This window comes from Paenibacillus enshidis (assembly GCF_042136365.1).
In the GTDB taxonomy this organism is placed as follows: domain Bacteria; phylum Bacillota; class Bacilli; order Paenibacillales; family Paenibacillaceae; genus Paenibacillus; species Paenibacillus enshidis.
In genome coordinates, this window is the sequence record NZ_JBHHMI010000006.1 from 175,287 (window position 1) to 201,748 (window position 26,462).

The following is a 26,462-nucleotide window of genomic DNA, read 5'->3' on the forward strand; positions in this document are numbered from 1 at the left end:
CACTCTCCCTCCATGAAGTAAATTTCCTAAAAAGGACAATTTTTCCCAGCCACTTATATTATACTGCACCTGCAACGCTTGGCGAAAGGCCGTTAAGCCCACTCATGCGTGGTCTGCCGACCGAATAATACTCTAATCCGGATTCGGCGATCTGCTGTTCAGTGAATACATTGCGTCCGTCTATGAGAATCGGCTTGCGCAGCACAGAGCCCAGCATGCGCAGGTCAACCTGTTTGTAGTGATCCCAGTCGGTCAGCAGACAGACGGCGTCAGAGCCAAGCGCCGCTTCTTCAGGCGTGGAGCACCACTGAATAAACTCATGATTAAACTGCTCCCTGAATTTGTCCATTGCGATCGGATCATGGACTTTGACGAACGCGCCTTCCTTCACCAGGGTTTCCACAATTTCGAGGGATGGCGCCTCCCGGATATCATCCGTATTCGGCTTGAAGGACAAGCCCCATACACCTACATGTATGCCGTTTAACTGCCCGAGAGATTCGCGCAGTTTGGAAATCATCATATAGCGCTGATCAGCGTTGACCTCCACTACGGATTTAAGCAGCTTGAACTCGTAATCCACATTGCCTGCGATTTGAATGAGGGCATTCGTGTCCTTCGGAAAGCACGAACCCCCGTATCCGATTCCTGCCTGCAGAAAGGAGGAGCCGATGCGCTTATCCATGCCCATGCCAACCGCTACATTGGTAACGTCAGCACCCACTTTTTCACAAATATTAGCAATCTCGTTAATAAACGAAATTTTTGTTGCCAGAAAGGCGTTGGAGGCATACTTGATCATCTCGGCACTCCGGATATCCGTTACATAGATATTGTCCGTAAAATCCTGATGAAGCTCGACCATCGTCTCACGCAGCGCAGGATTGTCAATACCGATAATGATGCGGTCAGGATGAAGCGTATCGCTGATCGCGGAGCCTTCGCGCAGAAACTCGGGTGCCGATACAATATCAAATGCATGACGGGTATGCCGTGCAACCACCTCACGGATTTTTTCGTTCGTTCCCACGGGTACGGTGCTTTTGGTCATTATGATCTTGTAGCCGTTCATCGCCGCGCCCACTTCAGCCGCCGCCTGCTCAATGTACTGCAGATTGGCTTCCCCGTTCGGCAGGGATGGTGTCCCGACCGCCAAAATCACGATATCCGAACGACGCACCGCATCTTCCAGGTCCGAAGTGAACTCAAGCCGCTGCTCCTGCAAATTCTGCTCAATCAGTTCCTCGATGCCAGGCTCGTAAATCGGCGACTCGGCCTGCTTCAGCTTTTTAATTTTTTCCTCGGCCAGATCAACACAAATCACCTTGTTATCCTTTAAGGCAAAGCATACTCCCGATACCAGACCTACATATCCCGTTCCGATCACAGCCAGCTTCATCATGGCTTCAATCCCCCTTTAAGAAAGTTCACATAGGCTTGCTCCACATACTTTTTGAACTGTTCCTTAAACGTGTTTTCGTCAAATTTACGGGCATGCCGTGTAATGTCGTCCACGTTCCACCCATGCTTTTCCACGGCTTCCACCGCTTCCAGCACATCCTCCACTTCATGCCTGCGGAAGAAAACACCGTTCAAATACGGTATGATCGTGTCGAGTGCCCCGCCCCCCTGAAAGGCTATGACAGGCCGGCCGGCCGCATTGGCCTCCAGTGGGGTGATGCCGAAGTCCTCAATGCCTGGAAATACCAGCGCCCGGCACTCTGCCATCAGCTTGTTGACCTCGCTGTCCTCCAGTCTGCCGAGAAATTGAACATTGGATTTCGCCATCTCTTCCAGTCGCTTCCGGTCGGGTCCCTCGCCGACAATGAGCAGCTTCAGGCCGTTGCGGTTAAAAGCCTGTACGGCCAGATCAATCCTCTTGTATGAAATAAGGCGGGATACGACCAGATAATAGTCTCCAATGCAAGAGGATCTCTCAAAGCGGGATGTGTTAATCGGCGGAAAAATAACATCCGCATCCCGCTGGTAGTAGGACTGAATGCGCCGCTTGACAACCGAAGAGTTCGCGACGAACTGATTTACATTGCGCGACGTTTTCTGATCCCATGATTTCAGGCGGTTCATATAAATTCTCAGCATGCTTTTGAACAGACTTGATCTGGACTGTCCGGCCATGTAAGTGTCGTAGTCCCACGCAAACCGCATCGGTGTATGACAATAACAAATATGAAAAGTATGCTTGGGTACCTGTATGCTTTTCATAAAAGCACTGCTTGAACTCAAGACGATGTCGAATTCCCTGAAGTCAAAATCGCGGATGGCAATGGGATACAGCGGAAGCACGCCCTTGAAATTGGCCTTCACTCCCGGAATGTTCTGCAGCCAGGAGGCCCTTATATCCGCATCCTTCAAATTATGTGATAAGCGGCTGTCACTGAACACCGTTGTGAAGATGGGAGCGTTGGGATACATGCTGTGAAATACCTCGACCACTCTTTCGGCTCCGCCCATTTGGATCAAATAATCATGTGCTATCGCTATTTTCATCAGTACCATCCTTTTAAACGCAAGATCGTTTACACCCCTGCAAGCAAACCTTTGTAGTAACGAACGATATCTTTGACGGTATTTTCGATAACGAAATGCTCCTTTACCCGGGCCATTCCTTTCTGCCCCATCAGCTTCCGCTCTGCCGGATGCTCCAGCATCCACCGGACCGCGCCGGCCAGCTTCACAGGATCTCCCGGCTGAATCAGCAGCCCTGTCTCGTCATGTACTACCGTCTCTGTCGGACCTCCTTCATTGGAGGCAATCACCGGCAGGCCGGCGGCCATGCCTTCCACAATGACCTGGCCGAACGGCTCCGGTGTAACGGAGGTATGAATCAGCAGGTCACAGCGTCTCATCAGGCCTTGAATATCATCGACATGTCCGAGCAGATTGACGTTTTTCAGTTCGTAACGGGCAATCATGTCTTCAAGCTGCCGTTTGTAATCCTGTTCGCCGAACAGCGCATCCCCGGCCAGCCAGAACTTGACCCGCGTTTCCTCCTTAAAGGACCGCGCCGCCTCCAGCAGAATATGCTGCCCCTTCCAGTGGGCGAGCCGGCCCACAAGGACCACGTTGAACTCGCTGCTGTCTTTGCCTGCCGGTTCCGTTTCGTCAACGGACCCTATCGTCTTCGCGAACGCGGAGTATACAACGAGCGTTTTTTTATGCGCAGGCAGCTCCAGTGCCCGCAGCGTTGACTTGGAGTTGGCGATCACACCGTTTGGCAAAAAGCGGGACATCAGCCGGATCACCTTTGCGACCATCGGCTTGAGATACGGCGGGCCGATATGATCACGGATATGCCAGACCAGGGGGATTCTCGCCGCTTTGGCGGCAACGGCTCCGTAGATGGCCGACTTCAACGAATTGGTGTGCACGCACTGCACATTTTCCTGCTTTAGCAGAGGTGCCAGCCTTTTACCATAAGACAGCATCTTGAATGCTGCCGCAGGAGCCCCCAGGTTAACGGCATTCCGGTTCCGGTTGCGGACCGTTTCATCCATCGGGACAATGCGGACATCGATGCTCTTCTGGCGCAGCCGGTCGGCCAAATCCCCCTCCTCCGCCAGAATGACCAGCGGATCAATGTGTTCCCCGATATGGGTCAATATGTTGTATAACGCTACCTCACCGCCGCTCCATCTGGCGGTATGATCGATATATGCCACCTTCAGCATCCTGCCGCCGCCTTTCTGTTCACGACTTGGTCGAAAATATCCTCCACCTGCTCCGCCACCCGTTCCCAGGTGTACTTTTCCAGCACATGTGCCCGGCATTCTTCACGTCCTGGCAGTAAATTCCGGTCCGCCAGGATGCGTAGCAACCCGTTTTTAATCGCTTCGCTGTCCGTCCCGCCGAACAGGAGCTCAGGACGGAATTTGCTCAGAATCTCCTTGCTGCCTCCAACCGGTGTCGCCATTACAGGCAGTCCTGATGCCATAGCCTCGACCGTGATCAGCCCAAAGCCTTCCAAGGCCTGTGTTGGTACAATGAACATATCCGAGGCCTGGTGGTATAAAGGAAGCTCCTCGTCAGAGACATAACCCAGCAGCTTCACCTGCCCGTCAAGCCCGTACTCCCTGATCTTGGCCTCAAGCTCTTCACGGAGCGGCCCTTTGCCTCCGATCAGCAGAATATGGTCCGGATAACGCTGGGCAACGTGCCTCCACGCTTCCAGCAGCTGAACCAGCCCCATCCGGTTGACCAATCTGCGCACGGTCAGTATGATTGTCGCTTCCTGCGGCAGCTGCAGGCGGGCACGAACCTCGCTGCGGTCTGCGGGAGGATGGAACCTTTCCACATCGGCCGCGCCGGGTATAATATGAATTTTCTGCAGCGGGACTTTGTACTGCTGATGCAAAATGTCCCGGAACGTCTCGCTAAGGACGATGAACTTGTCAGCCAGACCGTAAGCCTTCATTTCAATCGATTTGGCCATCGTCGTCTTGAGCAAATGTTTAAGCCCCTGGCCTTCAATTTTCATTTCCTCCGTCCATGGCCCGTGAAAGGTCATGACAACCGGAATTCCGCGCTTTCTTGCTTCCAGAGCCGGCCCTACGCCATAAGGGGCGAAATGGGAATACAGCACATCTACCGGCTGACGATTGAAGAGGTCTGCAGCATACCGCTGCATCAGGTCCCTGCGCTTCCATAGCGAGAGGTTGTTGCTGCCGATATTGTGAATCTTGATTCGATCGGGAGCCTCGGGTTTATTTTCATTACAAATCAAAGCATCAAGCTCATTTCGCCTGGACAGCTCCTCACAAATGGATTTGAAATACGTGTTCAGCCCGCCAGGCTGCAGCGAGGGCCAGCTTAGCCCGGTCGCCGCGATGCGGAATCCGCCGCTACTGGACGACATAACTGGTTTCCCCCTTTTTCTCGGCAGTCCCTTCTTCCGTAACGGTAACCTGCTTTTTCCGCCGGGTCAGTTCATAATGCTTGAAGCAGACGAGAAATTCATACATGACCCAGAAAAAAGCGACGGCAAATCCCGCAAGCCCCTTGCGGTACAGACCATGCAGGAAATATTTCTGCACAAAGCGGGCAGGCGGCCTGAACAGCAGGTTCATAATCCGGAAGGGTTTGCCCTTGTCATAGACGGTCTGAGCCTCCAGATCCGTGTATTTGTTAAATCTCGTCACATGGTCGCTGATGCTGCGGAAGCCGTAATGCCAAAGCACGCCATTAAGCTTGATTGTATGTCCTTCCGATACATCAGGCATCTCGTGAACCAGGCTGTTTGTAATTCCGTAGATACGGCGGTTATACAACCGAACCAGATATTCCCCCCTATTCATCCATTTGCCGAGGAAGTCGCCGATCCGGAACACAGAGTAAGCTTTGGCGGGATCATACAGCGTCTCCTTATACTTCAGAATATCGGCCGCCAGTTCTTCATTGACGACCTCATCCGTATCAATCAGAAAAATCCAGTCATAGCTTGCGCGCTCTACGCCGAACGTCCGCTGCTTGGCATAACCCGGCCATGGATTCGTGAAAACCTTGCAGCCCAAGGATTCGGATACCTGGACTGTATTGTCCTTGCTGCCGCCGTCTATGACGACGATTTCATCCGCAAAGACTTTACAGGATTGTATGGCATTCGCAATTCTGACTGCGTCATCCTGGGCAATGATAACAACAGATATTCTGTTATCCGCCGGAACGCTCGACATATGGTTCATTAGGGGGTGCCTCCTTTTTCTTTAACCGTTCGCCGGTTTTCTCCGAATGTAGTTTGACATTGTTGTACGGAGCCATTGAATATCCTGTCTGGAGATTAACAATCTCGGTATTTTGGTTTTAAGTACGAATCTGACATTCAGCAGAATGCAGATAAATCTGAGAATTACCGATGACAGCATGGCAATGCCCGCCCCCGTGAGACCGTATGCGGGTACAAGAATAATCAGCAGCGGGACAACCAGAGCCAGGCCGAGTCCTTGAAGTATGGTCACAAGCTTGGGTTTGCCGAGCGCCATGAATGCCTGTGCCAGCACCATGGTCCCCCCTCCGATGGAAACCTCAAGTACCAGTAATCTGAAGACGGTAAGCGCCTCTTTAAATTCGGGTCCGTACAGCAGTGTAAATACAAAGGGAGCAAGCAGCATCAGTATGATCGCCGCCAGAATGGCCGCGGTCGAAGTAATGCGAAAGGCTCTGAACGTGATGGCAATCGCATCCTCTTTTTCCAGGCTTGACGCTTTCGGGAAAAGAACGACGATGATCGATGTCGAGAACACGTTGACCATTCGTGCCAGACTGACCGCCACCGCATACAAACCCAGTTCAGCAGGCGCCAATAATGCGGCGATCAGAATCTGGTCGATATAGGTGGAAACCTGCCCCATCAGATCATTGCCGTAAGAACCCATTCCGTAAGTAAACAGCCGCTTGAAATGCAACCAGCCGTTTTTGATTTTCGGCCTGTACTCACGAACGAGCCGCACCGTGACGGTCACGTACACCGGCAACGACGGAAGCAGGTAAGCCAGTGCAGAGGTATAAGGGTTTATGTAACCTGTTATAATGAGAAGCCCCAATAGAGCAAGCGTGCTCAGTGGCACTATATAACGAAAAATATTGTATTGCTTGTACTCGCCGCGCACCTGCATCATGGCATTGTTGATTTGCGAGATGGCGATCAAAGGGCACATCACCATCGACATTTGCGCAAACAGGACCACACTCGGACTAAAGGCGTCGAGCCAGAACGGAATCAACACAACCCCGACGGTTGACGCCAAACATCCGAAAATGACGGCAAGCAGCAGGGCAATGCCATACAGTGTCCCGGCATCCTTCGGAGCTTTCTTGGCGTTGTAAATCAACGCTGAAGGAACGCCAAAGGTCATGCAGAAGGCAAGAAATTGCGACCAGTTGACCATGGCCGTCTGCTCGCCGCGCCCGGTCGGCCCCAGGTAACGTGCTGTCAGGATGCCTGTCAGCATATTCACAACCAGGATCAGCATGCTGACGATCATGGTCTTCACGACGGCCGAGCTGTTGTCTTTGCTTCTGGAGAAACGCATGATTGTTCCGATAACTGTCCGGATTGGATTGGACAGCGCTTGTAAATTTTGCACCCGAGCTCACCTTCTTTCCGCCATAGCATCTTTGGCCCACAATCCAACTCCGATCAGCGTCCAGACCACGTAGCCTCTTAAGCCAGGAAAGCCGTTATCGGAAATCAGATTGGCAAATGCTCCTGCCCATGCCGCAAATCCCAGCCGTGCGTAAGGCTGAAACGAATTCCGTGCAGCGATCCGGGAAACCAGCTTCTTCGCGATCAGGAACAGAGCTGCAAAGAAGAAGATGGCGCCTGGAACACCAAAAGTTAGAAATAGTGCGATAAATCCGTTATCCATAATGCCGAGTTCACCGAGATCGCCGCCGTTATCCAGCTTCGTTCCGGTTCCTACACTGCCAAGCCCCTGGCCGACCGGGTTGCCCGTCACGGCCGGAAGCATCGTATGCAGCAGATCCAGCCGATCATTGTAGGAACGGTCTTCCTCGATGGCCGTCAGCGTTTCCATCCGTGCGACCAATCCTTCGGCCCCTGGAAGCTTGGGAACGATGTACACCAGCAGCGCCCCCAGCACAACCAGCTGCAAGATCGTCCTCCACTTCCCTTTGGAGGAGGAAGTCAAAATATAGGCAAGCAGCATAATAAACACCAGCAGCCACGCCGAGCGGACAAGGGTAGTCATAAGACATACCAGCGTCAGCACGACGCCGAGCCAGCCCAGGGCACCACGCCAGCGCTTTTCCATCAGCATCGGCATCAGCGCTCCTGCCAGGAAAAAGGCGCAGGGACCGGGAGAGTTCAGGGTAGAGAAAACCCGGATCTCCAGCGGATAAGGCTGGCCGATCGAATTCATCTCCACATGATTCATCCAGAAGGCGTCCCATGGCGGCACGGTCATATACTGGATAATTCCGTATGCGGACACAGCGACTGCGATATTGGCGTATGCGGACAAAAGACGGTCAATGTCTTTTATATCAAACGGCCGTACCGCAAAATAGGGCAAAATCATCAGCGGAATAATATAGTTCGCCAGATCATAAGCAAAGCCCATACCGTTTTTGGCAACCCCGATCAGGCTCCCGTAACCCAGTGCCACCGCGAAATAGAGCGCTATTCTTGCCAAGGGCTGCTGCACCTGATGGATGCCGCGCAGCACCGGAATCAGGATCATGGTGCTTGCAAGCAGCGGTGCGATGCTTAACAGCGATACGGATTGATAGGTTCCTTCCATCCAGTCTGAAATGCGCCGAATTTCCGGACCGACAGCCCATACCACAAGCGTGTAAGGAATCAGCAGCCTCGACTGGATAACCGCAAGTACGAATGCCGGAAATACCAGGGCAAGTACGATGGCTCCCTGCTGGCTCATGGCCGGACTTATTTTGGCGCTGATAAAACCGATGATGAATGGAAGCAAACAGGCTGCCGCTCCCATAGCCACTATAGGGAGGCTGCGGCTGTTCCACATCGCGGGCGATTGATTGAACAAACGGCCTTCATTTCTCATTTCAGGCCTCCCTTTCGACCCAGGCTTCTGCGGAAAAAGTCATTCCGCGTTCCCTCCCTTCAAACGATTGCGTTTGAGCATTTCTTTGGCAAGCAGGAGCACAAACTGCGAATCCTCAATCAGGTATCTTTTCCACAAGCGGCGCGGCTCCTGCGACAATCTCCAGAACCATTCGAAGCCTGACTTTTGCATAAAATCCGGGGCCCGCTTCACGGAGCCTGACAGGAAATCGAAGGTCGCACCTACCCCGATGGATACCGGTGCGCGGTACGTTTCATAATGCTGATAAATCCATTTTTCCTGCTTCGGCGCTCCCACACCGACAAATACGATATCCGGCCGGGATTCAATGAGCATCTCCACGATCCGTTTGTTTTCTTCCTCGTTCTTCTCAAAGCCGTAGGATGGGGAATAACAGCCGACAATGTTCATTCGCGGGAAGGATTCCTGCAGATTGTGCATCGCCCTCTCAGGCACCCCACTTGCCGACCCGAGAAAAAACAGCCTGTAACTCCTTTCCTCAAAAGCCTCGCCGAGCTTATGGAACAAGTCCGAGCCGGATACCTTCTCCTTCAACGGTTTTCGCAGAAGCTTCGATGCCCATATAATCGGCATGCCGTCGGCAACGACTGCCCCCGCATCCGAGTAAACCCGCCGGAATTCATCATCTTTGCGGAGCTTGATCACATGGTCCACATTGCAGGTGAGAATGTAGGAATGATGCTGTGTCCGAATGGCTCTATCAATAAATTCGAGTAGATCATTAAAATCGTAATTATCAAAATTGACATCAAACATGTTCACTCTGCTCATCGTATCACTTCTCTTTTGCGGAAATCGTATTGATTGGATGTCTGGTAAAGACAGTTCAGATACCAGCAGAACGGGATGATCATTTGAACTGTCGACAAGGTGTTATCGGAAAAAGAATAGATCAGAAACCCGGCAATTAAGCCTGCGTAGTACGGCTTGATCAGCCTGGGAAGAGACCTGTAAATGAGAACAAACACGATCAGCAGCGAGAGCATCAGCAGACCGCAGCCGATATACCCTGTATCAAAATAAAAGCGGATATATTCGTTATGCGGAACGACAAAACCGCGGAACAGCGTTCCATCGTTCGCTACGGTTACGGCGCCCAGTCCTCTCCCCGACCATGGGTAATCCTGCACCCTGTTCAGGAAATATTCCCAAGCCTCCGTTCTCCCCGACAGATCAATGCCTTCGGATGTCTGCCGTTCGAAGGAACGCTTCTGCAAGTTATCCCACTGCAGGGCCAAAGCACCGAGGACAAGAATGAACGATCCGGCCAGAGGAATAAGATAGTTGATTTTCCCTCCGAGATATTGCTGTGAGATGTCACACAGATATACTAGCAGCATTAGAACCAGCGCGAGGATCGGTCCCCTTGTGCCGGTTGAAATCAGAATCAGAAAGTTCAAGGCAAGCACTGAATAAAAAAACACCGTCTGCTGTGGCCTGCGCTTGAGCTCAATCAGCGCAACCGCGATACCGAGAAAAGCAAGCATCGCCAGATGTGGTGGTATATTGGCTCCCTGCACCCTCACAGCTCCGGTAAATTCGACATCCGTAAACGAATGAAGGCCTGCCACTGACAGGAGAAGGCCTACGCCTACACTGATGATTGGCAGCAGACTGATCATCGTAATATGCTTCTGCGCCACTTCCTTCTTCCATTTGATCAGCAGAAAGAAGAAAGGAAGCGACAGTCCAATAAACGCTTTAAGCGCAATAGAAGCTGTCAAGGTTGGCAGCCATACCGAAGAGGTGAAGGTGATGCCCAGCATGGCGATTAAGGCAAAGATCGGATAGCTGAATTTGAGCCGAATGCCATACACCAGCATACACGGCACAAGCAGCGCCAGAATTCCCAGCTTGTAAAGGGATAGAATCTCTACGCCAAATACGCTTCCGGAATACAAAACATCAACGGACACCGCTGTGCTCAGCAGCACCACATAGCTGATCCGTTCCGGATGCCGGAGAGAAACCACCAGAAGAAGCAGCAGACATACCGCGGCAAGACTGATGACCGGCTGATATGTAGCCGCAATCCCTACAAGCAGTGCGGCGGCAAGAAAAATAAAACCGTACTGCAGGGTGTTTATTCTTGCCAACCATGGATCATTACTCATCTTCCAACACCTCTCACCCTGCAGCAGATTGACTTTTATGGTTGCGTATCGTGTCCATGGTTCCACGGATGCTTTCCAGCCTGCAGCGGATCAGCATTTTGCTGCCCACAGAGCGTGCATTCAGGGAGCTGACCGCAATGTACAGCAGCTTGGCTGCCACCTTGCCCAGCAGCTTGGCTTTTTCTTTCAGGCTGGTGCATTGGACCGCGTTGGACATTCCCTGGCAGTAATAGCGGTTCATGATCCATTCCTTGCTCAAGCGGGCGGCAGGTACGAAGTGGTCAACCGCCATATCCGGATGGTACTTGACCAGACCGCCTTTTGCGCGGATTTGCTCGAACACCCAGGACTCCTCTCCTGACAGAAGAAGATTTCCCTTTCTTCCCAGATGAAGCGGGAACAGATTGCCTTCCAGGGCCTGCCTGCGCATGGCCATATTGGCGCCAAACGGATTCAGGCTGCGCGGATATTCTCTCTCCTCTGTGCCAAGATTGACAATCGTGTATGGCAGCTCAAGCGGACCTGTCAGCCATGCGGGACGTTCGGATTCAAAGATCGGAGCAATGGGCCCGCCCATAGCGCTCATGTCCGGATTCCGTTCGAAGGCGGAAATCATCGTGCGAATCCAGGAAACCGCCGGAATGGCATCATCGTCCAGAAAGGCGATAATATCGGCAGCCGCCAGCCCGATTCCCGCATTGCGTGCCGCCGAAAGCCCCTGCTCGGCTTCATAATAATAGACCGCATTAACGAATTCTCCGTGTGCAGCAATAAAGCGCTGAACCACCTCTGCCGTATGATCCGAAGAACGGTTGTCAATCACGATAATTTCAGCCCGGTCCAGCTCATGCAGACTCAACAGAGAAACGAGCGTTTTGTCCAGCAGATCGGCACGGTTATAGGTGCAAATAATGACCGACAGCTCTGGCCGGGGAAAGTTGGGCTTCTCCATCAGTATGCATCCCTTGAGAAAAGCATCATGAAGGCCGTTTTCACGATAATTTTAAGATCAAGCCAGATGCTGCGGGCCTGAATATACTTCAAATCCATCTGCACCATTTCCGCAAAGCCGACGCTGTTACGGCCGCTTACCTGCCAGTATCCTGTGCAGCCGGGAGTGACCAGCAGCCTCTGTTTATCGTAATCCGAGTACTGCTCCACTTCGCTTGGCAGCGGAGGACGCGGACCGACCAGACTCATGTCGCCGATCAGCACGTTCCAGAGCTGGGGAATTTCATCAATGCTCGTTTTGCGCAGAAATTTGCCCATTTTGGTGATGCGGGGATCGTTTTTCATCTTGAACATCGCTCCGCTGACCTCGTTTAATGCCATCAGATCCTTCTTCAATTCCTCCGCATTGGAAATCATGGAGCGAAATTTGTACATATAAAACGGCTTTTCATTTTTTCCAACCCTGATTTGCTTGAAGAACACCGTGCCTTTGGGGTCCTCCAGCTTGATCAGAATCGCTACCACCACAAACAGCGGCAGCAATACGATCAGTCCGATCGCACTCAGAACCATATCCAGCAAACGCTTGGCAACCAGATAGGACGTCTTGTCCTGCATTTGTTTCGTTCCATATGGCATGTAAAACGTCGTACCCGGCATGACAGCCTCATAGTCGTCCGGCAGATTTTCCATGCTCATGCTTTAAAGCCCTCCTCTCAACCGACTGTTGTTGGATGTTCAGCTTTAGCCAGCCACTCCGACATCGCTTCCAGCACCGGCTCGCGCAGGTCGCCGTTTTTCAGTGCATATTCAAGTGTAGTCAGCACAAAGCCCAGGCGTTCGCCCACATCATAACGGACACCTTCAAAGTCATAAGCATACACGCGCTCGCTTTGATTCAGCCTTTGAATGGCATCGGTCAGCTGAATTTCACCACCTGCTCCTTTTTCTTGCAAATCCAGATATTTAAAGATTTTTGGTGAAAATACATATCGTCCCATAATGGCCAGATTTGACGGCGCTGTTCCTTTTGGCGGCTTCTCCACAAAATTGTTCACCCGATACAGTCGGCCGTCCTGAAGGTCCGGCTCGATGATCCCGTAACGATGTGTCACTTCATCCGGCACACGTTGTACGCCGATGATCGAGTTTTGCGTATCTTCATATTGTTCAATCAGCTGGCGCAGGCATGGAGTCTGCCCTGTGACAATGTCATCTCCCAGCAACACGCCAAACGGCTCATCCCCGATAAAGCGTCTTGCACACCACACGGCATGTCCGAGACCCTTCGGTTCCTTTTGACGGATATAGTGGATATCCACTTTGGAGGAACGCTGCACTTCCTGCAAAATTTCAAGCTTGCCATCCTCCAGCAGTCTGGATTCCAGTTCGAATGCGTTGTCGAAGTGATCCTCGATGGCACGTTTGCCCTTTCCTGTTACGATGATGATATCTTCAATTCCGGATTCAATTGCTTCTTCCACGATGTATTGAATGGTCGGCTTGTTGATGATCGGAAGCATCTCTTTAGGCATGGCCTTGGTCGCAGGCAGAAAGCGCGTTCCGAGACCTGCAGCTGGTATGATCGCCTTTTTCACTTTTTTCATCGCACTCGTCCTCCTAACGTTTTTGTATAGTTCATTTCACCTGGTTCATGACGATACCCAGTAGTGTAGCTCCAGCCTGTTCCATTTGCTGTTTTGTCTTGCGCAGGTGTTCCCGTTTGGTTCTGGCATGCTTTGCTACCAAAATGACACCGTCCGTCCGTGCGGCAAGCAGACGGGCATCCGTATAGTCCAAAGCCGAAGGGCTGTCGAGCAGGATGAGATCGTACTCGCTCTTCAGTTCATCCAGCAGCGCCGTCATCCGCTCACTGCCTAGCAAGTCAGGAGCATTGTACAGGTTCTCGCCGCCTGGTACGACATACAGTTCCTGTCCGCCTTTGCGCAAAATTTCTTTGGAGGTCGCTCCTCCACGCAAATAGGCCGATAGACCGTTGGTATTCTCCATCCCGAATGCTTCATGAAGCGAGGATTGACGCAGATTACCATCGATCAGCACCACCTTGCGCCCTTCCTGGGCAAAGGAAACTCCCAGATTGGCCAGCAAGGTCGTTTTCCCCTCCCCTTTATCCGGTGAGGTAAACAACAGAACGGTCCCTTGGTCTGTATGACGCAGGACCTGCTGGTGGATATAGGTACGAAGGGAACGGAAAGACTCCGAGATATAGGAAGCCGGGTTGCTCTCGGCAATTAACGTGTCATTCAACTGCAGCATAGCTTCGTTCCCCCACTCGTTCTTTTGAATTTCCTACGGTGCCGCCCAGGTCTTTCTTCCGTATCAGCGGAATGCTTCCGATCACCGGGAGACCCAGATCGACCTCAGCTTCTTTCTCACTGCGCAATGTGCCGTTAATGCTCTCCAGGAAAATAATCGTTCCCAAAGCGACCATCAAGGACACCAGGAAACTGATCGCAATATTCATGACCGGACTGCCGTTAATCGGCTCCGGCTGATTGACTGTGTCCGCCAGATTCAAAATTTTCACGTTATTCATATTCATCAATTCAGGAACGGAACGGACGAACGTCTGGGATATGGAATTTACCATAGCGGCAACCGTCTGATAATTTTCCCCTTCGATGGTCAGCCCGATGACCTGGCTTTTGTCAGAGGACTGGATCTTCAGCTTTTCAGCCAGTTGCGCTGCATTCAAACCGAATTCCGGATGATCCGCCACGACTTTTCCCATAATCGCAGGAGATGTGATAATTTGCTTATAGCTCTCCACCAGATTAAGGCTTGTGTTGACTTCATTCAGAACGTTGCTGCCTTCTGCTCCGGTAAAATTATTAATAAGCATTTGACTGGAAGCAGAGTACATCGGTTTCACAAAATTTTCACTGACATAAAAAGTCGTGGCACATGCAATCAACACGAATGCCGCGATAAGCCACAGCCTTTTCCTGATTAATACTAGATAGTCCAATATCGTCTTCTCCACAGAAATCCTCCCTTCCGCCTTTTTTTGCTTCTTATTAAAAATTATATTTTCATTTTATCAACGGCACCTGTAACGCACATGGACCATTACGGCACTTTGATCGGAACGAAGGTGGTGATTTGTTTGCCACTTTTGTTTATGGTTTGGTATACTTTTAGACCATCTTCTTTAGAAAATAAAAAAAACACGGAATTTCTTCCGTGTTTTTACTTTCATTCAAAATTTTATTGAATTATTAATAACATTCCGCGAATAATTATCAAATAGTGGTTATCGGTTCATATTTCACAAGACCAATGGCATTGGCATACAGCGCAGCCTGTGTCCGATCCGCCAAGCGCAGTTTGGCCAGAATCTGGCTGACATGCTTCTTCACCGTAAATTCACTGATAAATAACTTGGCAGCAATCTCACGGTTGCAAGCACCCTGTCCCAGCTCAATGAGAACTTCTCTTTCTTTGGGTGTCAATTCATCGGTAAGCGACCCGGCTTCCTCGCGCAGCTTGTTCTCCAGGATGGTCGGATCATAATATTTGCGTCCCTTGCCCACAAGCTGAATGGCATACAGCAGTTCTTCCGGAAGCGCCTCTTTCAGCACATATCCGTCTACGCCTGCTTCCTCCGCTTTCAGAAAATCTTCACGGCTTGCAGAGGAAGTCAGCAAAATAAACTTGCTATTGAAGCCCATACGGCGTGCAGCTTTGATGATATCCAGGCCGGATTCATCCGCCAGCTTCAGATCCAACAGAACCAAGTCCGGTTGTGTTTCTTCGAGGACCAGCATCGCTTCCCGCTGATTTTTGGCCTCTCCTGCAAATTGTACATTCTGCTGCATCGATATTACCGCAGCAAGTCCTTTTCTTACTAAAGGATGATCATCTACAATGACAATTTTCACCACACGACCTCCTGTTCCTAGTGGAATGATTCAGTTCACTGCATTCGTTCGGCTGCCTGGACGGGAATCCTGATTACAATCTCGGTTCCTTTCCCGACTGCGCTGGAGACACTAAACTCACCTCCCAAAGAGTGTGCAAGATATTCCATGTTTTTCATGCCAAGTCCACCCTCCGCTCCAATCTCCTCCCCTCCTGCGGCAAGCTTTTCAGTCCTGAAGCCGGTGCCGTCGTCCATGATGGTCAGCTCAATCTGCTGCAGGGTCAGTGCAAGATAAACCTGAATCTGTTTGGCCTGGCCGTGGCGGATCGCATTGCCGACAGATTCCGATATCATGCGAAACAGTGCTTTCTGATATGGATAAGGCAGTGTATATTGGTCTCCCGTGTTATGCAGCTCAATCTGCACGTTATTAAGCCTGGATAACATATGTAAATGGCTTTTTACCGTTGCCATCCAGGTCGGTCCGCCACTCTTCTTGGAGCTAAGGCTATGAATGGCAAGCTTTAGTTCCCGCACCGCCTGATTCGCCGACTCCTGAATCAGTTCAATCTGCTCATCCACCTGGGCTTTGCCCAGGTGATGCCACGTTTGCCGCAGCGAGTGGGAAGCATAAACAATTCCGAACAGGCTCTGTGACACATTATCATGCATTTCATTGGCAATCCGGTTCTGCTCATTCGTCACCAGCAGCTGGTTTTCGACCCGTTCAAGCTCATAACGTTCGAGGAAAATCGCACTCAACTCCGCAAGAAATATGAGCTGCTGCACGAGCCAGCGCCTTCTCTCCATCCCTTGCTCGGGGTCGAGCTTCACACCGATCGCCGCTACGAACCGTGTCGTCATCGGCACGGTTATCATCAAAAAATCGCCCCATTCCGGAAAGCTTCTGAAAAAGGGGTCCCGCTCAAACCGGAATTGCTCACGATGAACAGCCAGCTTTTGGAACAGCTGCCGTTCTTCCTCTGCTGTCCAGCCCGTCTGGCTGCTCTCCGGGGCGTCTTCGATTTCCCTGTTATCCAACCAGAAGAACGCCTTGCTCTGCTTGGTGAGCTTCACCGCATAGTCCGAGATCACCTGCCCCATGTTCACGGCTTTATTATGACTTGCCGTCTCCATGATGTGATACAGCGATTTGATGTGGTCCATCGTTTCATTCGTGCGCTCGTTCGCCTTCATAAGCTCCCTCTTCATGGTGCCGATCACCTGCATGGCCATAGTGGTCAAAGCAAGTACCAGAATCATATTCGTATTCTGCAGCAGCACTTCGAGAAAGCTGAACCGGTTCACATTGAAGAAGACATAACAAAGCGTTAGCTGGACGCCGATATAAGATACAAGCAATGACCAGCAATACAGGGCGTCCAAATATACACCGGCTGCAAGGATCGGATTCATGACGTACCATTTGTACGGGCTTTCCGTCCCACCAGTAAGGAACTGCAAAACTACAATCCCCAAGGCTTCTACGGCAATGAATATTTTCAGCACCGCCCCATGCTTGCGATATCTACGGTAAATGTACGTAAACACCGTTACAAAAAAGAACAAGAAAAAAATCAATGCCAGCTTGTGACTGGGCGTGCCCGAGTCATTTAACGCATAAGCAAGTGATGTGAAGGCCCAGGATGCATACCGGTATAAAAAGATCATCCTGCCTTCCGCTGTGGTCCTCGCTTTCATCCTTTCACCCTGTTCTTTGATTAGTAGGGAAGATGAAACATCCGATGTGTTACAAAAATGATAACGAATAAAAAAAGAAATAACAAGTCGTCTTGATTCTAGTAAACGTTTACATCGAAAATATTTTGGTATATTTTATGTCAACTTTCATGTTTCAGTAAACTTTAAACGGGGTAATGTCGCAATTTGTTGCAGTTGTCAATAAGATTTTTTTCATTACTCCAAAAAAATAAACCTGCTGTCAGGAGACATAAAACTCGTCCTGCAGCAGGTTATTATTTTGTAATTATTTTTCCATTCCAAGGAAATCGCGCTGTCGAATCAGGTCAGTTCGTGCCTGTCCGTGCAAGCTCACGCATGTTGGCTTCAAACGCAGCAAGCAGAGCCTCATCGCCGGTCAACCCGGAAGCTTCCACCTTCTCGATCTGCTCCAGCATCCGTTTGTAATCTTTAGGGATGACACGGACAAAATGCTGAAGCGAAGCCTCCCAATCCTTCAGAATACGCTGTCCCGCCTCAGAGTCTGTATAAGCGACATGACGCTCGATCATACCGCGTAGGTCTGCAGCCTCAGCCGCATCTTCCACACGCTCAAGCAACACCATCTCAAGATTGCAGCGATGAAGGAATGAGCCCTCAGGATCATATACATAGGCAATACCACCCGACATGCCTGCCGCAAAGTTGCGCCCCGTTCCGCCGAGTACTACAACCCTGCCGCCGGTCATATATTCGCAGCCATGATCTCCTGCGCCTTCCACAACGACTCTTGCTCCGGAATTTCTTACCGCAAAACGCTCACCAGCTATACCGCTGATATACGCTTCACCGCTTGTTGCTCCGTAGAAGGCCGTATTTCCAATAATGATATTCTCGTCCGCCTTAAAGGTCGCCTTGGACGATTTCTTGACGATGATTTTACCGCCGGACAGACCTTTGCCGACATAGTCGTTCGAATCGCCCTCTACCGTAAGGGTAATACCTTTCGGGATGAACGCCCCGAGGCTTTGCCCCGCCGAACCGACAAAATGGAAGCGGATCGTGTCCTCAGGCAGACCGGCAGCACCATATCTACGTGTCACTTCACTGCCGAGTATGGTTCCAGCGGCACGGTTGACATTGGTGATCGGCAGTATTGCTTCGACTGGAGTTTTGGTCTCCAGAGCCGGAACAGCAAGCGGAAGCAGCTGCTGAAGGTCCAGTGTTTCCTCCAGACCGTGGTTCTGACGCTGCGTGCGGTAGCGTCCGCTTCCTTGCGGAAGCTCAGCCGTATGCAGGAGCAGGCTCAGGTCCACACCGCTCTTCTTCCAATGCTCGTTCGCAGCGGCTGCATCCAGGCAGTCCGTACGTCCAACCATCTCCTGGATGGTGCGGAAGCCGAGCTCAGCCATAATTTCACGTACATCCTCCGCCACAAACCGCATAAAGTTAACGACATGCGCCGGATCTCCCATGTAGTTTTTGCGCAGCTGCGGATTTTGGGTTGCCACGCCTACAGGACATGTATCCATTTGGCAGACACGCATCATGATGCATCCGAGCGCAACCAGCGGCGCTGTAGAGAAGCCGTACTCTTCCGCACCGAGCAGGGCAGCTACGGCCAGATCGCGGCCTGAAAGCATTTTGCCGTCCGTCTCAAGCACGACGCGGTCTCTCAGATTGTTCAGAATCAGCGTCTGATGCGCCTCGGCAAGACCTAGCTCCCATGGCATGCCCGCATGACGGATGGAGCCCTGCGGAGATGCGCCGGTACCGCCGTCATAACCGCTGATCAGAATGATATCCGCACGTCCTTTGGCGACACCGGCAGCGATGGTGCCTACGCCCACTTCGGAAACAAGCTTCACGTTGATGTCCGCACGCGGATTTGCATTTTTCAAGTCATAGATCAGTTCAGCCAGATCTTCGATAGAGTAGATGTCATGGTGCGGCGGCGGGGAAATGAGGCCTACGCCCGGCGTAGATCCGCGCACTTCCGCTACCCATGGATATACTTTGCGCCCCGGGAGCTGTCCGCCTTCGCCCGGCTTGGCTCCCTGCGCCATCTTGATCTGAATTTCGTCAGCATTCACCAAATAATTCGAAGTTACCCCGAAACGGCCGGAAGCCACCTGCTTGATGGAGCTGCGCCGGGAATCGCCGTTTGCATCCGGCACGAAACGGGCAGGATCCTCGCCGCCTTCGCCGGTATTGCTTTTACCGCCAATACGGTTCATGGCAATCGCCATGTCTTCATGAGCCTCCTTGCTGATGGAACCGAAGGACATGGCCCCTGTCTTGAAGCGGCGCATGATCGACTCCGCAGACTCCACTTCCTCAAGCGGCACGGGTTTGCCGTTTGGTCTGAGCTTCAGCAGGGAGCGAAGCGTAAGCTTCTGCTCATTTTCGCCCTGAACGAGCGCCGCATATTTCTTGTACAACTTGTAATCGCCCGTACGTACCGCCTGCTGCAGCAGATGGATGGTCTGGGGATTGAACATATGCTCTTCCCCGTCATTCCGCCACTGATACTCACCGCCGGAATCCAGCACTTTATCGTTGCCGTCCTTATCAGTGAAGGCGCGGTTATGGTGAGCCAGCGCTTCCGCCGCAACCTCTTCAAGTCCGATACCGCCAATACGGGACGGAGTCCATGTAAAGTATTTATCCACAAATTGCTGCTTCAGACCGACGGCCTCAAAAATTTGCGCACCCCGGTACGACTGAATGGTGGATATCCCCATCTTGGACAAAATTTTAACGACACCCTTGGTTGCCGCCTTAATGTAGTTTTTCACAGCCTTCTCGTGTGATAGCCCGCGCAGCATTCCCTGCTGAATCATGTCGTCCAGCGTCTCGAATGCCAGATACGGATTGACGGCGCTCACCCCGTATCCGAGCAGCAGCGCATAATGATGAATATCGCGCGGTTCGCCGGATTCAAGCAAAATGCTGACTTTCGTGCGCGTTCCGTTCTTGATCAGATGATGATGCAAACCGGCAACTGCCAGCAGCGCCGGAATGGCTGCATTCTCCGCATCCACGCCGCGGTCGGACAGAATCAGGATATTATGTCCTTTGGCAATGACACGATCAGCCGACACGAACAGCTCTTCCAGAGCTTTACGCAGCCCTTCCGCTCCTTCCTTGGCCGGGAAGAAAATCGGAATGGTCATCGATTTGAAGCCAGGCCGGTGGACATGGCGGATTTTAGCAAAATCTTCATTAGATAAAACCGGGGTCTCCAGACGGATCTGGCGGCAGCTCTCCGGCTCCGGATGCAGCAGATTTCGTTCCGGTCCGATCGTCGTGCCTGTTGACGTAACGATCTCCTCACGGATGGCATCAATCGGCGGATTGGTTACCTGCGCAAACATCTGTTTAAAATAGTTATAGAGACGCTGCGGCTTATCGGACAGTACAGCCAGCGGAGCGTCATAACCCATGGAGCCGATCGGCTCCGCACCTGTGGCAGCCATAGGCTCCAGCAGCTTGCGCAGCTCTTCGAACGTGTAGCCGAAGGAAAGCTGGAGCTGGTTCACGTTATCATGCTTCGGCTCCGGCAGCTCCGGCGCGTCAGGCAGCTCGTTCAGATCGATGAGATGCTCGTCAAGCCACTCCTGATAAGGCTGCTCGGCAGCGATTTGCGCCTTGACCTCCTCATCGGAAACAATGCGGCCTTCCTTCGTATCGACTAGCAGCATCCTACCTGGACGAAGCCGGTCCTTATACAGCACATTTTCCGGCGGGATATCGAGCACGCCCGCTTCGGAGGAGAGCACGATCAGGTCGTCCTTCGTTACATAATAACGTGCGGGACGAAGCCCGTTGCGGTCCAGAATGGCGCCAATCTGAAAGCCGTCCGTAAACGCCATCGCGGCCGGTCCGTCCCAGGGCTCCATTAATGTGCTGTGATATTCGTAAAATGCTCTCTTCGCAGGGTCCATGCCCTCGTGGTTGTTCCATGGCTCAGGAACCATCATCATGGCTACATGAGGCAGTGAACGGCCGCTCAGGTACAAAAATTCCAGCGTGTTATCAAACATGGCCGTATCCGAGCCGTCCGGGTTGATGACAGGCTTGATCTTCTCCGTGTCTGCACCAAACAGCTCGCTCCGGAACTGGGCCTGACGGGCATGCATCCAGTTCACGTTGCCACGCATCGTATTGATCTCGCCGTTATGGATCATGAAACGGTACGGATGCGCGCGCTCCCAGCTTGGAAACGTATTGGTGCTGAAACGGGAGTGGATCAGGGCGATGGCCGAGGTAAGCCGGCTATCCCGCAGATCCATATAGAACTGGCCGACCTGGGCCGTCGTCAGCATGCCTTTGTATACGACCTTCCGGCAGGAGAGACTTGAAATATAGAACGTGTCGCCATGCTCTTCATTCTCACTGTAGCGAATGGCAAGCTCAGCCCGTTTGCGGATGACAAACAGCTTCCGCTCGAAGGCGAGCTCATCCTCAAGATCAGCGCTGCTGCCGATGAATACCTGACGCACATGCGGCTTGGCGGCCTTGGCGGATTTGCCCAGCATGCTGTCATCTGTTGGCACTTCACGGAATCCCAGCAGCTGCTGGCCTTCCTCGGCGATAATGCTCTTCAGCACTTCTTCGTGACCCGCGCGCACGGAGGCATCTGTAGACATAAACAGCATGCCGACGCCATAACGTCCGGCTGCGGGAAGCGCAAAGCCGAGCTTCGCCGCTTCCTCCGCCAGGAATGCATGCGGGATCTGCAGCATGATGCCGGCCCCATCGCCGGAATTCGGTTCACTTCCCTGACCGCCGCGGTGCTCCATATTCTCAAGCATGGTAAGCGCCTGGCCTACAATCTCGTGCGAAGCCTTGCCCTTGATATGTGCGACAAAGCCCATCCCGCAGGCATCTTTTTCAAATTGCGGATCATAAAGCCCTTGTTTTGGAGGTAGTCCTGTCTGTCTCATGGAACGCAACCTTTCTGTAATGAACTCATAAAGCCGGGAATTGCCCGGTATGGGACCTGAAGACGGTGGCGACAAACTAACTATTCAGCAGGAGCTGAAAATGGGGGTACGACGAAACGCCGCCACTTGGACACCAAGGGCGCGGCGCCCGACAGATTGAATGCGGGCAAAGCGGCAGAGACTTCTTTAATAGACTGCCATTTCAATAAATATGCACTTCACGATTTTGATATAGATTAGTTCTATCATTTTAACACTGACCTAACGCGTTAGCAATTCAAAGTTTTTATGATTGTGATAATAAATTTTTGGAAGCAAAGCTTCACCGCAATGTCGCGGCATCTGAAGAAAGATATGTATAAATATACGAAAAAATGAAAAACTTCGATGCCCTTTTTCAGACTCATGAATTCCAAAAGTATTTCATATTTTATCAATAGTGAGCAGCCCGTTTTATTAGCCTTCAAATGATCCAATAAAGTAGGTGCTTTCATGTTATCCAAAAGATTCCTGATCTTGTCCGAGGGCTTCGGCACGGGCCATACCCGTGCCGGCGCTGCTCTCGCCGACGGCCTGCACCGATTATATCCGGGTGTCTGCACGCAGGTGATGGAGCTCGGTACGATGCTGAATCCTAAAATAGCTCCGGTCATCTTCTCCGCCTACCGCAAAACGGTATACAAACAGCCGAAGATGATCGGCATGCTGTACCGCAGACAGTATCACAAGCAACTGAACGAGCTGGCCCGCATCGTTTTGCATAAGCTTTTTTACACCCGAGCTCTAAGAGTGATCGGCGGCTGGGAGCCGGATGCGATTGTCTGCACCCACCCGTTCCCCAGCGCAGTTGTGGCCCGGCTGAAAAAGCTCGGCCTGGACATCCCTCTCTACACCCTTATTACGGACTATGATGTCCACGGAGCCTGGGTCAGCCAGGAGGTGAATCAGTACCTGGTTCCTTCACCTGAAGCCGGGAAAAAGCTCCGGGCCAGAGGTGTGGAGAGCAGCCGTATATCCGTCACTGGCATTCCCGTGCATCCCGATTTCTGGGATTGCGGCGACAAGTCTGCAGCCCGGGCGCGGTTTGGCTTCCGCGACATGCCTACAGCTCTTGTCATGGGCGGAGGCTGGGGCATTCCGCTTGAAGAGAGCATGATGAACGTGCTTGTCCGCATGGCGAATCAGCTTCAGGTCATTGTATGCACAGGCAGCAATGACAAGCTGCTTGCCAAGCTTGCAGCAGCCCCGGCATTCCGGCATCCGCATATTCACGTGCTTGGCTTTACCCGTGAAATCAGCACGCTGATGGATGCATCCGACTGCTGATTACGAAACCGGGCGGCATGACCTGCACGGAGGCAATGGCCAAAGGGCTCCCGATGCTGTTCGCGTCCTTGCTTCCCGGTCAGGAAGAAGAGAATTGCGGGTATTTTGAAAAAAATGGCTTCGCCAAAACGGTGACCGGTCCTGTCCAACTGATGCTAAGTCTGCGTCATGCAATACAGAATATTCATGAAAATAATAGCAATGCTCATTACATTATGCAGTCGCCCGCCATGGGCTTCAGATACGATCCGTTATGCTGTCCGGCAACCGTCTTCCGTTTGACGGCAGAATCAGCCGCTGTTCAGGACAGGCACGGACTTTTTTGGTCCGATACGAAGCAATGGTCTGCTCACTTATAAAACGTATGATTGCCTATCGTTTTGACTTTGGTGCGTGAGTGATGAACCGTAAGATCATCCGCTAAAGTCAGGGACAGAAAATAATAAGTATGATCCGGAACGGCTTTGTGCCCTTCAAGCGCTTCGTTGACTGCTTTCACAGCTTCAGCGTTCGGACGGACACGGTTAAGACGCCCGTTGGCTACCGGGCTGAATTGGGCTTTTTGATAGATGACTTCTCGTATGGTATCAGGGAAATTGGCTGACCGCAGCCGGTTTAAGACAACGTTGGCAACTGCCACTTTGCCTTCGTACGGTTCACCTTCTGCTTCCGCCATGACGATCTTTTGCAGCAGAAGCACTTCTCGCGCGGTGATGCTGTAACTCCATGTTGCCTTGGCCTGGTCCGCCTGGGTCAACATTGCTGTCCGCGTAAAGAAGAGTTTTTTAGGAGGGGATTGGATTTTAGCTTTGCTGACGGCTGTAGCCGCCGCTTGTTTTGCAGAAGAGCTGGCGTTCTTCTCAGCTTGTACTCCTTTTGCGTCCAGTACCGCCTTTTCCGCCTGCGCTTGCAGCAGAAGAGTGGGCATGACACCTTTCAAGCTGTGCATATCATTCATGGACGAGCCGTGGTCCACAATATGCTTGGGCCTAATCCTGTTTTGTCCCTGCTCCGTACCGGCAGCAGCCGTCCACTGCTGTGAACCGGATGTATTTGCAGTGTTTCCCGTTTTTGTATTCTGGCTTTCCACCATCAAACTGATCCCCAATATACATACCATAAGCACACTCATCAGAGGTGCGATCCAGCGATGCTCTTTTATGATTTCCATCTTGTTCCTCCCGTGATTCAGGCACATTTTTTTCAGTGATGTAACCTAAATCCACCTTTTGAATAATGCTGCACAATAGTATCACTAAGTTGACATCAATTTCAAGGGTAGGAATATGGAAACGGGAATGTTTGCAGAACCTCATACATCGGTTTTCGGCCAAATTTTGTTGCAAAAAGCACAAAATCCGTGGCGATCCACGATGCGTCGCTCCCAGCATTTTCAATGTTCGGGAGGGGCTGTACGGGTTCGGAGCCGATGTAGGATCTCGCAATGGTAATATGCGGGCTGTACGGCCTCTCTTCCGGCCTGAAACCAAGCGGCAGCATGTGATCTGCTACGGTTTTCTGCAGCAATCCGAGTTTTCCCCGCTCCCCCTCCACTCCTCTCCACAGCACCTTCGGAGAAGCCGGTCTCCCAAAGGTTCCTGCCCCGCCCAGACGAAGCTGAAAAGACCCGCTTTTTGCTGCCGCCTCCTTCAGCACCTCGATCACGGACGGTATGGTGTTTGTATCCACATCACCCATAAATTGAAGAGTAATATGATAATCGCGCGGATCGGTCCATGTACGGAAAAACAGCTGCCGCTTTATGTCATCCCGCCAAACTTTTACCTGCTCCTGAAGATGATGGGGGAGCCGGATGGCTGTAAACAGCCGCTCGCTTCCAGTGCTTTCTTTTCCTGATTTGGACATATTGTGCATTCTCCTTTAATCAAAAATCAATATGATTCATCATTCCACAAAGCTTGGTGATCCACACTTGTGAATCTGGTATCCTGATATAGATGAGTTTAAATAACATAAAATAATGCTCTTGGGAGGTAATGATTAATGGGCAAAATGGTTAGTCTGCAAGTCCTGTCGCCCGAACAGGAATCCCTGATCCGGGAAACGGCTCCAGGTTATGAGATTATCCAGGAAACGGGCAAAGAAATCGACCCCCAAGTCATCCGGCATGCTGAAATTTTGCTGGGCTGGCCCAAAGGCTATGAAGAATCCGCGCTTGATCCGGAAAGTCCCCTGCGCTGGGTTCAGACCAGATCAGCAGGCGTAGATATGCTGCCGCTGGAACAGCTGGAAGAAAAAAATATTATGTTAACGAATGCCAGCGGTGTTCACGCCATCCCGATTACGGAAATGATCTTCGGATTTCTGCTCTCCCACACTCGCTATATGCATACCGCCGGGAAGCAGCAGCTTCAACAGGTCTGGAAAAAAACTGAACTCAACACGCTTGGGGAACTGCACGGAAAAACGATGCTGATTGCCGGTGTCGGCGAAATCGGTTCCGAAACCGCCCGCATTGCCAAAGCCTTCGGCCTCAAGGTCACGGGAGTGCGCCGCTCCGGCAGGGACGTCCCCCATGTCGATCAGATGTATACAATCGACGGGCTTCAGGAAGCCGTGGCGGGTGCAGATATTGTCGTGAACATTCTGCCGCTGACGGACGAGACACTGCATATTTTTGATGAAAAGGTGTTCGCCGCTTTCAAGCCAGGCATGTTTTTTGTGAACGTCGGACGAGGCCCAACGGTCAAAACCGGCGCCTTGATACAGGCTTTGCAGAATGGACAGATCCGTTTCGCAGGCCTTGATGTCTTTGAAGAAGAACCTCTCCCTGCCGGTCATCCCCTATGGACAATGGACAACGTGCTGATTACTCCGCATATTGCAGGAGATACGGAACGTTATGATGAGCGCGTTTTTGATATTTTCCTGGAAAATCTGAAGGCTTACACAGCCGGACGCGAGCTTCCCCGCAATTGGGTAGATTATAAGGTAAGATATTAAA

General features: G+C 51.7%; 22 protein-coding genes. 3 read left to right on the forward strand and 19 right to left on the reverse strand.

Annotated elements, in window-relative coordinates:
- Window positions 1-58: 58 nt before the first annotated feature.
- From ACE41H_RS09625 to gltB, 17 genes are all read right to left on the reverse strand, one after another.
- Window positions 59-1,399 carry a UDP-glucose dehydrogenase family protein gene (locus tag ACE41H_RS09625; RefSeq protein ID WP_375355075.1) on the reverse strand — a complete coding sequence of 447 codons (1,341 nt, stop codon included), beginning with the start codon at window positions 1,397-1,399 and terminating at the stop codon, window positions 59-61.
- Entirely contained in the window at window positions 1,399-2,508 is a 1,110-nt protein-coding gene (locus ACE41H_RS09630) for a glycosyltransferase (protein ID WP_375355004.1), read from the reverse strand. The genes ACE41H_RS09625 and ACE41H_RS09630 overlap by 1 nt, the downstream gene beginning before the upstream one ends.
- Before the next feature lie 29 nt (window positions 2,509-2,537).
- Window positions 2,538-3,689 (reverse strand): glycosyltransferase family 4 protein, encoded by a 1,152-nt coding sequence (locus ACE41H_RS09635; protein WP_375355005.1) that lies wholly within the window; start codon window positions 3,687-3,689, stop codon window positions 2,538-2,540.
- On the reverse strand, window positions 3,683-4,873 hold the full coding sequence (locus ACE41H_RS09640; protein WP_375355006.1) for a glycosyltransferase family 4 protein: 1,191 nt from the start codon (window positions 4,871-4,873) through the stop codon (window positions 3,683-3,685). The genes ACE41H_RS09635 and ACE41H_RS09640 overlap by 7 nt, the downstream gene beginning before the upstream one ends.
- Window positions 4,860-5,699, reverse strand: coding sequence for a glycosyltransferase family 2 protein (locus ACE41H_RS09645; protein ID WP_375355007.1), 840 nt, complete (start codon window positions 5,697-5,699; stop codon window positions 4,860-4,862). The genes ACE41H_RS09640 and ACE41H_RS09645 overlap by 14 nt, the downstream gene beginning before the upstream one ends.
- A gap of 21 nt (window positions 5,700-5,720) precedes the next feature.
- Window positions 5,721-7,100, reverse strand: a complete 1,380-nt coding sequence (locus tag ACE41H_RS09650; RefSeq protein ID WP_375355008.1) for a lipopolysaccharide biosynthesis protein — start codon at window positions 7,098-7,100, stop codon at window positions 5,721-5,723.
- Window positions 7,101-7,106: 6 nt separating this feature from the next.
- A complete protein-coding gene (locus ACE41H_RS09655) occupies window positions 7,107-8,552 on the reverse strand; it encodes an O-antigen ligase family protein (RefSeq protein ID WP_375355009.1) in 1,446 nt (481 codons plus the stop codon).
- A 39-nt stretch (window positions 8,553-8,591) separates the two neighbouring features.
- Window positions 8,592-9,365: a WecB/TagA/CpsF family glycosyltransferase gene (locus ACE41H_RS09660; protein ID WP_375355010.1), complete on the reverse strand. Its 774-nt coding sequence runs from the start codon at window positions 9,363-9,365 to the stop codon at window positions 8,592-8,594.
- Window positions 9,362-10,708, reverse strand: coding sequence for an O-antigen ligase family protein (locus tag ACE41H_RS09665; RefSeq protein WP_375355011.1), 1,347 nt, complete (start codon window positions 10,706-10,708; stop codon window positions 9,362-9,364). Before ACE41H_RS09665 ends, ACE41H_RS09660 begins: the two co-directional genes overlap by 4 nt.
- Before the next feature lie 13 nt (window positions 10,709-10,721).
- On the reverse strand, window positions 10,722-11,660 hold the full coding sequence (locus ACE41H_RS09670) for a glycosyltransferase (RefSeq protein ID WP_375355012.1): 939 nt from the start codon (window positions 11,658-11,660) through the stop codon (window positions 10,722-10,724).
- Window positions 11,660-12,358, reverse strand: a complete 699-nt coding sequence (locus ACE41H_RS09675; RefSeq protein ID WP_375355013.1) for a sugar transferase — start codon at window positions 12,356-12,358, stop codon at window positions 11,660-11,662. Before ACE41H_RS09675 ends, ACE41H_RS09670 begins: the two co-directional genes overlap by 1 nt.
- Before the next feature lie 17 nt (window positions 12,359-12,375).
- Window positions 12,376-13,266, reverse strand: coding sequence for a UTP--glucose-1-phosphate uridylyltransferase GalU (galU, locus tag ACE41H_RS09680; protein ID WP_375355014.1), 891 nt, complete (start codon window positions 13,264-13,266; stop codon window positions 12,376-12,378).
- Between the two features lie 31 nt (window positions 13,267-13,297).
- Complete coding sequence (locus ACE41H_RS09685; protein ID WP_375355015.1) at window positions 13,298-13,936, reverse strand: CpsD/CapB family tyrosine-protein kinase; 639 nt, start codon at window positions 13,934-13,936, stop codon at window positions 13,298-13,300.
- Window positions 13,920-14,663, reverse strand: a complete 744-nt coding sequence (locus tag ACE41H_RS09690) for a YveK family protein (protein WP_375355016.1) — start codon at window positions 14,661-14,663, stop codon at window positions 13,920-13,922. The genes ACE41H_RS09685 and ACE41H_RS09690 overlap by 17 nt, the downstream gene beginning before the upstream one ends.
- Before the next feature lie 259 nt (window positions 14,664-14,922).
- Window positions 14,923-15,561 carry a response regulator gene (locus ACE41H_RS09695; RefSeq protein WP_375355017.1) on the reverse strand — a complete coding sequence of 213 codons (639 nt, stop codon included), beginning with the start codon at window positions 15,559-15,561 and terminating at the stop codon, window positions 14,923-14,925.
- A 35-nt stretch (window positions 15,562-15,596) separates the two neighbouring features.
- The gene (locus tag ACE41H_RS09700) at window positions 15,597-17,243 is read right to left on the reverse strand and encodes a sensor histidine kinase (protein ID WP_375355018.1); all 1,647 of its coding nucleotides are present in this window, start codon (window positions 17,241-17,243) and stop codon (window positions 15,597-15,599) included.
- 326 nt (window positions 17,244-17,569) lie between these two features.
- Window positions 17,570-22,171, reverse strand: a complete 4,602-nt coding sequence (gene gltB / locus ACE41H_RS09705; RefSeq protein ID WP_375355019.1) for a glutamate synthase large subunit — start codon at window positions 22,169-22,171, stop codon at window positions 17,570-17,572.
- A gap of 492 nt (window positions 22,172-22,663) precedes the next feature.
- Here gltB and ACE41H_RS09710 point away from each other — a divergent pair, with 492 nt between their 5' ends.
- Both ACE41H_RS09710 and ACE41H_RS09715 read left to right on the forward strand, forming a co-directional pair.
- Entirely contained in the window at window positions 22,664-23,497 is an 834-nt protein-coding gene (locus ACE41H_RS09710; protein WP_375355020.1) for an MGDG synthase family glycosyltransferase, read from the forward strand.
- Window positions 23,498-23,532: 35 nt separating this feature from the next.
- Window positions 23,533-23,856: a hypothetical protein gene (locus ACE41H_RS09715; RefSeq protein WP_375355021.1), complete on the forward strand. Its 324-nt coding sequence runs from the start codon at window positions 23,533-23,535 to the stop codon at window positions 23,854-23,856.
- Here ACE41H_RS09715 and ACE41H_RS09720 read toward each other — a convergent pair.
- Window positions 23,847-24,668 (reverse strand): cell wall hydrolase, encoded by an 822-nt coding sequence (locus ACE41H_RS09720; RefSeq protein WP_375355022.1) that lies wholly within the window; start codon window positions 24,666-24,668, stop codon window positions 23,847-23,849. The genes ACE41H_RS09715 and ACE41H_RS09720 overlap by 10 nt on opposite strands.
- 101 nt (window positions 24,669-24,769) lie before the next feature.
- Window positions 24,770-25,363, reverse strand: coding sequence for an RNA 2',3'-cyclic phosphodiesterase (thpR, locus tag ACE41H_RS09725; protein ID WP_375355023.1), 594 nt, complete (start codon window positions 25,361-25,363; stop codon window positions 24,770-24,772).
- Between the two features lie 138 nt (window positions 25,364-25,501).
- On the opposite strand from thpR, the gene ACE41H_RS09730 reads away from it, so the two are divergent.
- Window positions 25,502-26,461 (forward strand): D-2-hydroxyacid dehydrogenase, encoded by a 960-nt coding sequence (locus ACE41H_RS09730; protein WP_375355024.1) that lies wholly within the window; start codon window positions 25,502-25,504, stop codon window positions 26,459-26,461.
- Window position 26,462 lies beyond the last annotated feature (1 nt).